Origin of the sequence: Streptomyces sp. NPDC058678, assembly GCF_042714835.1 — a bacterium.
GTDB lineage: Bacteria > Actinomycetota > Actinomycetes > Streptomycetales > Streptomycetaceae > Streptomyces.
Map to the genome: position 1 here is coordinate 18,897 of NZ_JBHXSG010000093.1, position 7,867 is coordinate 26,763.

5 protein-coding genes are annotated in these 7,867 nt (G+C 71.2%); all 5 read left to right on the forward strand.

Annotation, left to right across the window (positions count from 1 at the left end; translation table 11 throughout):
* Nucleotides 1-462: 462 nt before the first annotated feature.
* The 5 genes from ACFWWR_RS43885 to ACFWWR_RS43905 all read left to right on the forward strand — a co-directional run bounded on the left by ACFWWR_RS43885 (nt 463) and on the right by ACFWWR_RS43905 (nt 7,639).
* Nucleotides 463-1,650 (forward strand): cupin domain-containing protein, encoded by a 1,188-nt coding sequence (locus ACFWWR_RS43885; RefSeq protein ID WP_383873130.1) that lies wholly within the window; start codon nt 463-465, stop codon nt 1,648-1,650.
* A gap of 71 nt (nt 1,651-1,721) precedes the next feature.
* Complete coding sequence (locus ACFWWR_RS43890; RefSeq protein ID WP_384309841.1) at nt 1,722-2,930, forward strand: cupin domain-containing protein; 1,209 nt, start codon at nt 1,722-1,724, stop codon at nt 2,928-2,930.
* 8 nt (nt 2,931-2,938) lie between these two features.
* Complete coding sequence (locus ACFWWR_RS43895) at nt 2,939-4,333, forward strand: MFS transporter (protein WP_384309844.1); 1,395 nt, start codon at nt 2,939-2,941, stop codon at nt 4,331-4,333.
* Nucleotides 4,330-6,294, forward strand: coding sequence for a M13-type metalloendopeptidase (locus ACFWWR_RS43900; RefSeq protein ID WP_384309847.1), 1,965 nt, complete (start codon nt 4,330-4,332; stop codon nt 6,292-6,294). Before ACFWWR_RS43895 ends, ACFWWR_RS43900 begins: the two co-directional genes overlap by 4 nt.
* Nucleotides 6,295-6,331: 37 nt before the next feature.
* Nucleotides 6,332-7,639, forward strand: a complete 1,308-nt coding sequence (locus ACFWWR_RS43905) for a tetratricopeptide repeat protein (protein ID WP_384309849.1) — start codon at nt 6,332-6,334, stop codon at nt 7,637-7,639.
* Nucleotides 7,640-7,867: the final 228 nt, after the last annotated feature.

Below are 7,867 nucleotides of genomic sequence, written 5' to 3' on the forward strand. Positions count from 1 at the left end.
GGGGGGGGGTTGCCCCCCCGGCCCGTGCGGGCAATTTACACCCCCCCCCCCGCCCCCCCCCGTGGGTTGTCCCCCCCACGCCCCCCCCCCCCTCCCGCGCCCCCACCGGGTTAGGCCGGCTGTGGCCCCCGCTTTTCCATTCGATGTGCCCGTTTTTTGAATTCCGCCCGACCAGTGCTCAGGTTTTCCGCCGTTGACGCACAAGGCCGCACCGGGCGAATATTTCGTCACCGCCCGAACACGGCGGTGGCAAGCGGAAAACAAAAAGGAGTGAGCAACATGGAGAGCACCGTGGCGTTCGACGACATCGAGTTCATCGAGACCTCCGCCGAGCTGCTGGCGACGTCGTACTACGTCAACATCCAGTAATTTGGCTGCGGCTGGAGGGGCGGCCCGACATATTCGCCGCCCCTCCACCGCAACAAACCTCGTTCCAGCCATCGGGCATCGAAAGGAATGCATATGTACGACTTCACATTCGAAGATCTGGTGGGGGACGAAAAGGTCTTCTTTGCCGAGTACTTCGACAAGAAGCCCTTGCTGCGCAAGGGTGCGATGCCGGGGGATGTGCGTGACATCCTCTCCATCCGCAAGCTCGATGAACTGCTGCACCTGGAATCGATCCGGCCGCCCTACATCAAGGTGAACCACAACGGCTCCGGGGTGCCGGAGAAGGGCTACACGCGCAGCGTCGTCGTCCAGGGCGTCAACATCACCGACACGGTCGTGCCGGAGAAGATCTACGAGCTCTTCCGGGCCGGGGCCACCGTCACCTGGTGCTCGCTCAACCAGATCGTCCCGGAACTGCGCGACTTCACCCGGGTCATCAGCGACAGGATGGCCGTCCGGACCGACGTCGTCGGATTCATGACGCCCACCAAGAAGCGCGGTTACCTGCCGCACCACGACCCGGTCGACCTCTTCATCGTCCAGCTCGAGGGCACCAAGCGCTGGAAGCTGTGGGATGTGCCGGCCGAGCGCCACGGCGACAACGCCTCGTACACCGACGAAGAGCTCGGCGAGCCGGCCATCGAGGTCCTGCTGGAGCCGGGCGACGTCCTGTACCTGCCCTACAACACCCCGCACGCGGCCGCCGCCGAGGACCAGGTGTCCCTGCACCTGTCGATCATGATGCGCCCCCGTATGTGGAAGGACCTGCTGCGGGAGACCTTCGAACACGTCCTGTCCCACCCGGAGTTCAACCAGTACCCGCACATCGGCGCCCTGCGGGACTCAGGCGTGGAGTCGCTGTTCCGGCAGAAACTCACCTCGCTGGCCGCCCGTACACAGTCCCTGGACGCCGGCACCGAGCTGGACCGGCTGGCCGAGCTGGGCCGCACCATGCCGGGCAGCTCGCACGGCACCACGTTCCAGAGCATCGCCGAGACGGACCGGTTCACCCCGGAGGTGCTGCTGCGCCGTACGACGGCCGCCGTCGAGTTCGGCGCCAACGAGGGCGGCCGTACCCAGATGACCGTCAACGGTCACAAGATCGCCGTCCCGGCCCCGGTCGCCGAGACGCTCGCGAGCCTGGGCGACGCCGAGGTGCCCGCGGGCGAGATCTTCCCCGGTGTTTCCGCCGACCGGGCGACCAAGGCCGCCCAGGGGCTGACCCGCCTGGGCGTCCTGGAGGTGACCGGCGCCCGCTGACGGCGCCCCGCCCGCGCCGCACCGACACGAGAGCACTAAAGGCACCGTCCCGTCTGCTGGAGGCGAAGAGCGTGGACACATCCACGACCACCCAGGGCTTCGAGGACCTCGTCGGAGACCCGCAGGTCTTCTTCTCGGAGTACTTCAACAACAAGCCGCTGCTGCGCAGGGGTGCGCTCGAAGGCAGGACCCTGAGCCTCGTGTCGGTGCGGCAACTCGACGACATCGTCGCCATGGAAGCCGTACCACCCGCCTATCTGCGCATCGCCAAGGACGGCCGCGGCGTACCCGGCAAGGCCTACACCCGCACCGTCGCCGACCACGGCGCCGCCCTCACCGAGGCGGTCGTCCCGGAACAGGTCTACGAACTGTTCCGGTCCGGCGCCACCATCACCTGGAACGCGCTCAACCACTTCCTGCCCTCCGCCCGGCACCTGGTGGACGTCTTCGCCCGGACCTTCGCCTGCCCTGCCGAGGTGGTCGCCTTCCTGACCCCGGCCGGCAAGGACGGCTACGCCCCCCACCACGATCCGGTCGACGTCTACGTCCTCCAGATCGAGGGCACCAAGGACTGGCGGATCTGGGAGCCGCCCGCAGGCCGCCGCGCCGACAAAGCCTCCCACCGGCCCGAGGACCTCGGGCCGCCCGCCCTCGAGACGACGCTGCGTGCGGGTGACGTCCTGTACCTGCCGTACGGAACCCCGCACGCAGCGGCCGCCAAAGCCGAGGTCTCCCTGCATCTGTCGGTCACCGTTCAGCCGCGCCGCTGGCGCGACCTGGTGGGCGAAACGGTGCAACAGCTGCTCCAGGACCCGCAGTTCGACGGCTTCCCGCACCTGGCCGGCGCCACGGAAGGCGACGGCGGCGCCGCCCTCGGCGCCCTGCTGCGCCGGCTCGCCGGCCGGCTGGCCGCAGCCGACCCGGCGGCCGAGACCGACCGGCTGCTCGCGGCCGGCCGGCAGCGCGCCGGGGTCGGCCGGCCCCGCGAGTTCGAACGGCTCGCGTCCGCAGACCTGCTCACTGCCGGCACCCGGCTGCGCCGCAGCGCCGTCCCCCTGCAGATCGGACCGAGCGACGGCGCGAAAAGCAAACTGCTCGTCAACGGCCATCGGCTCGCCGTCCCCGACGCCGTCGCCGACGCGCTGCGCGAGCTGGAGAGCGGTGGCGCGGTCCCGGCGGCCCACCTGTTCCCGAACGTGCCCGAAGCCCGGTCCGTGCACGTAGCCCAAGGGCTGACCCGCCTCGGGGTACTGGAAACCGCCGACCGCTCAAGGAGCTGAACCTCACCATGACAGACACCACCCCACGGGCCGCGGCGCCCACGATCACCGCGGCGGCCGCACCCGCCTGGCGGGACGTCTACATCCTCGCCGGTATGCGGGGGCTGTCCTTCACCGGCGACATCGCGGCCGCCACCGCCCTGATCCTGCTGCTCCAGGCGAACGGCGCCGGATCGTACGCGGTCATGGCCCTGCTGCTCGCGGCCGCCGTGCCGCCCGCCCTGCTCGCCCCCCTCACGGGCAGGTTCGCCGACCGGTTCGACAGCCGCCGGCTGATCGTCGTGGTCGCCACGCTGCAGATCCTGGCGTGCCTGGCCATGACGCAGACCACCACACCGGCCCTGCTGATCGTCCTGGCCGTGCTCCTGTCCTGCGGCCTGGCCTTCACCCATCCGGTCTTCGCCGGGCTGCCCGCCGCGATGGTCGGCAAGGAAAACGTCCCCAGGGCCTCCTCGATCTCCCAGACCACCGCGATGGCGGGCATGGTTGCCGCCCCGGGCATCGCCGGTTTCCTCACCGCCCACTTCGGGGTCAGGATCTCGCTGCTGCTGGACGCGGCGTCGTTCGCGGTCGTCGTGCTCGGCGCCCTGGCCATCCGTACCCGGCTGCACCACAAGACCGCCGCGCCGGCCGCCGGCGACGGCCGCGTGAAGCGGCAGGACAAGCCCGCCTACCGGGTGTCCACCGACCGCTTCCTGCGCTCCATGCTCGCGGTCAGCGGTGTGGTGATGGCGGCGGCGAGCATCATCAACGTCCTCATCGTCTTCTACGTACGCGACACCTTCGGCGGGTCCGAGGAGACGTACGGGCTGATCATGTCCTCCTGGATGGCCGGCCTGGTCCCCGGTGCGCTGCTGGTGCGCCGCATCAAAGGGCTCAACCACGAGGCGATCCTCATCGGGTCGTTCCTGTGCATCGCGGTGGGTATCCTCGGCACCGGACTCGCCCCGGGCGCCTGGTGGATCGTGCCCTGCTATGTGATCGGCGGATTCGGCAACGGCGCGCAGGCCACCGTCACCCACATCGTCATCAACCTCCGGGTCCCCGACAGCCACCGCGGCAGGGCGTTCGCCGCGCTCGGCGCCGTCTCCAACACCGGTCCCGCCGTGGGCTATCTGCTGGGCGGCGTGATCCTCGGCTTCATGCAGCCGCGCCACGCCTTCCTCGTGGCGGGCATCTGCTCCCTGCTCGCCGTACTCGTCTTCCACCGGGCCCTGCTGCGCACCGCTGACTCCGACACCGCGGACACCGCCACGCCAACCACCACGGACACGGCCGCGGACACCGCCACGGAGCCGGCCGCGGACACCGGCACGCCAACCACCACGGACACGGCGGCGGGCACGGTCACGGAGCCGGCCGCGGACACCCGGGCCGTACCGGACAAGGCCGTATCACGATGAGTGCGATCACGGCGTACGACGTCGACACGGACCCGGCGACCAGGCCGCAGGACGACTTCTACACCCATGTCAACGGCCGCTGGCTGGACGCCTTCGTCCTGCCCGAGCACCGGGCCGAGGCCACCGTGCTGTCCCTGCTCGCCGAGAAGGTGCAGGACGACGTCGTCGCCGTGATCCGCGACAGCGGCCCGCCCTGCGCCCAACCGGGCGACCCCGGCCGGCAGATCGCCGATCTCTACGCGAGCTTCATGGACGAGGCCGGCATAGCCGAGCGCGGCCCGGCCGATCTCCTGGTCCTGCTCGACACCGTCCGCGCGGTCACCGACCGCGCGGGCCTGGCGCGGCTGATGGGCCGGCTGCAACGCGAGCAAGTCGGCGGCCCCCTGGAGGCGACCGTCGAGACGGACACCACGGGCACCCGCGGCTACCTGCTCACCCTCACCCAGTCCGGCCTGGCCCTGGCCGGCGGCCCGGCCGCCTATCTGGACCCCGGCCACGCGCCGCTGCGCGAGCAGTACGCCGGGCATCTGCGCGCCATCCTGGAACTGGCCGGGCAGGGCGATGGGCACGACGCTGCCGAGGCAGCCCTGCGTGTGGAGCGCGCGCTCGCCGCCGCCCACACCCGGCCGGACGCCTCCGGCCGCATCAGGGCCCAGGCCCAGGTGACCACCGCGGCCGAACTCGCCGCCGACGCAGACGCAGACGATTTCCCCTGGGGGGCCTTCCTGGAGGGGCTCGGTGACATCCCGCCCGACGCCCGCGTCCAGATCCGGCCGGGGCCGTACCGCACCGCGCTGGACGCGTGGTGGACTGCGACCGACCTGGCGGACCTGAAGCTGTGGCTGCTGTGGTTGCGGGTGCACGAGGCGGCCCCGTTCGCACCGGCCGCGATGTTCGCCGAGAACTTCCGCTTCTACGGGCAGGTGCTGACCGGATCCCGCCGGCCCCGGCCCCGCTGGATGCGGGCGACCTCCTTCGTGCAGACCGTCCTCGGCGACGAGGTGGGGGAGCGCTATCTCCAGGAGCACCTGGCGCCCGGCACCCGCAAGGCGGCCGAGGACCTGGTGGACGCGCTCGTTAAGGCCTACCGGGGCTGCCTGGAGCAGGCCGGCTGGATGGCCGACAGCACCCGGGACGCGGCGATCGCCAAGCTGGACGCCATGCACGTCGAAGTCGGCCACCCGCGCGACACCGCCGGACTCGACGACCTGCACACCGACCCGGCCGATCTGCTGGGCAATGTGCGCCGCGGCCGGACCCGGCACTTCGTCCGCCAGCTGCGCAGGCTCGGCGGCCCTGTCGACCGCGCCGAGTGGAAGGTCTGGCCGCAGGCGGTCACCGCATACTTCCGGCACGGCCTCAACCAGGTCGTCGTCCCCGCCGCGCTGCTGCAACCGCCCCTGTTCGACGCGGGCGGTGACATGACGCGCAACTTCGCCCTGCTGGGCTCGATCGTCTGCCACGAGATGTCCCACGCCTTCGACAGCCGGGGCTCCCGCTACGACGGCGAGGGCCGGCTGCGCGAATGGTGGAGCGAGGAGGACCGCGCCGAGTACACGCGGCGCACCGCGCTGCTCGTCGAGCAGTACGACCGCTACGTCCCCCAGGGACTGGACGGACAGCACGTCAGCGGCGCCCGCACCCTCGGCGAGAACATCGCCGACATCACCGGACTCACCGTCGCGCACACCGCGTTCGCCGCCCACCTGGCCGCATCCACTTTCTCCGACGCCGAGCGGGCCGCCGAAACCCGGCGGTTCTTCGTCCTGTGGGCCACGATGTGGCGCGTCAAACGCACCCCGGGGCGGATGCGCGAGCGCCTGGCCAACGACCGGCACGCGCCGCCGCAGTTCCGCTGCAACGCAGTCCTCGGCCATGTCCCCGCCTTCTACCGGGCGTTCGACGTGACCGACACCGACCCCATGTTCATCCAGCCCGAAGCCCGGTTCACGCTGCTGTGACCGGCACGGCCGCCCACGGCCGAGGAGGAGGCAGACCATGGTCCACGCCCACCTGAGCGCTCCGGCGCGGCGACCAGCCGTCAAAGACGGCGCACCCACCGGCGACGGGAAAACGCCCGCCCGGTTCGGGCACGCGCCGGCCGGCCCCGCCTACCAGCACGCCCGCCACCTGCTGCACCTCCTGCCCGGCCCGGACATCGCCGTGCCGGCGGCCGCCTCGCTGCTGGCCGTCGACGCAGGCCGCGCGGCCGCCCTCCTTAAGCAGCTCGTGGCCGACGAAGTATGCGAACCGACCGCACCGGGCCGATACCGGCCCCTGCCCACCGCACCGGGACGGGCCGACAGCCGCCACGGCGACACGGCGGCACGACGCCGGCTGGTCGACCACTATCTGCACAGCGCCTACCGGGCGGACCAGATCATCGCCCCGCACCACCCTGAACTGCCCCTCGCTGCGGTGGAGCCGGGCTGTGTGCCCGAGGAATGGGCCTCCCGGGAGGCGGCACTGGCATGGCTGGACGAGGAACACGCCACCCTGGCCGCCGTCCGCGAGCTGGCCGTGGACACCGGCCGCCGCCTCGCGGTGTTCCAGCTCGCCAACTGCCTCAACGGCCACTACGTACGGCGCGGTCACACCGCACAGCAGCTGGAGCAGTGGGCGGACGCACTGCGCGCCGCCCACGCCCTGGGCGACCCCGAGGCCCAGATCACCGCACACCGCTACGCGGGACAGGCAGCCAGCCGCGCCGGCCGGCACACCGAGGCCGTCGCCCACCTGGAGCGGGCGGTGCGGATCGCGGAGCGCCACGGCAGAGCGGGCCCGCAGGCCTGGGCGTACTACATCTTCGCCTGGGTCCAGGAGATGGCCGGGCGCAACGAGGCGGCGCTCCGTCACGCGGTGTGCGCGGCGGGGCTGTTCCGGCGCGCCCAGCAGTGGGGAGCCGAGGCCGACGCGCTCAACGCGGCGGGCTGGTACCACACCCGGCTCGGTGACCTCGGCCAGGCCGAGCGGTACTGCACCCGCGCCCTGGAGATTGCCCGTCAGCACCACTACCGCGGCGGTGAGGCGGCCGCGCTGGACAGTCTGGGCCTGCTCGCGCAGCAGACCGGCCGGCACACCGAGGCCGTGGCCGCCTACCGGGCCGCGCTCGAACTGTGCCGAGCCCTCGGCAACACGTATCAGGAGGCGGGAGCCCTGGACCGGCTCGGCGACAGCTACGCGGCCACCGGGCGCCCGGCCCAGGCCCGTGACGCGTGGGCGCGGGCGATCGACATGTACCGGGACCAGCACCGCCTTCAGGAGGCCCGATCGGTCGAGCGACGAATCGCGGCCAACTCCCGATAAAGGCTCCTGACAAAGGCTCCTGACAAAGGCTCCTGACAAAAGGGGCCCGGAAATGACGCCAGGAGTTTCCCTGGCGTCTTTTCTGTTCCATTCCAGCCAATTTGAATGGCGTTGACCGCCGACGTTACGGGAAATAAATTCATCGTATGAAGTTCACAGACATTGATCTCCTTCCTGTTCTGGGAAAGCCGACGCTGTCGGGGGACGGCCGGTTCGCGGCTGTCGCGG

Excerpts from the sequence above, each read along its gene's own strand:
- ACFWWR_RS43885 (WP_383873130.1), top strand. The coding sequence starts at position 463 with ATGTACGACTTCACATTCGAAGATCTGGTGGGGGACGAAAAGGTCTTC.
- ACFWWR_RS43895 (WP_384309844.1), top strand. The coding sequence starts at position 2,939 with ATGACAGACACCACCCCACGGGCCGCGGCGCCCACGATCACCGCGGCG.
- ACFWWR_RS43900 (WP_384309847.1), top strand. The coding sequence starts at position 4,330 with ATGAGTGCGATCACGGCGTACGACGTCGACACGGACCCGGCGACCAGG.
- ACFWWR_RS43905 (WP_384309849.1), top strand. The coding sequence starts at position 6,332 with ATGGTCCACGCCCACCTGAGCGCTCCGGCGCGGCGACCAGCCGTCAAA.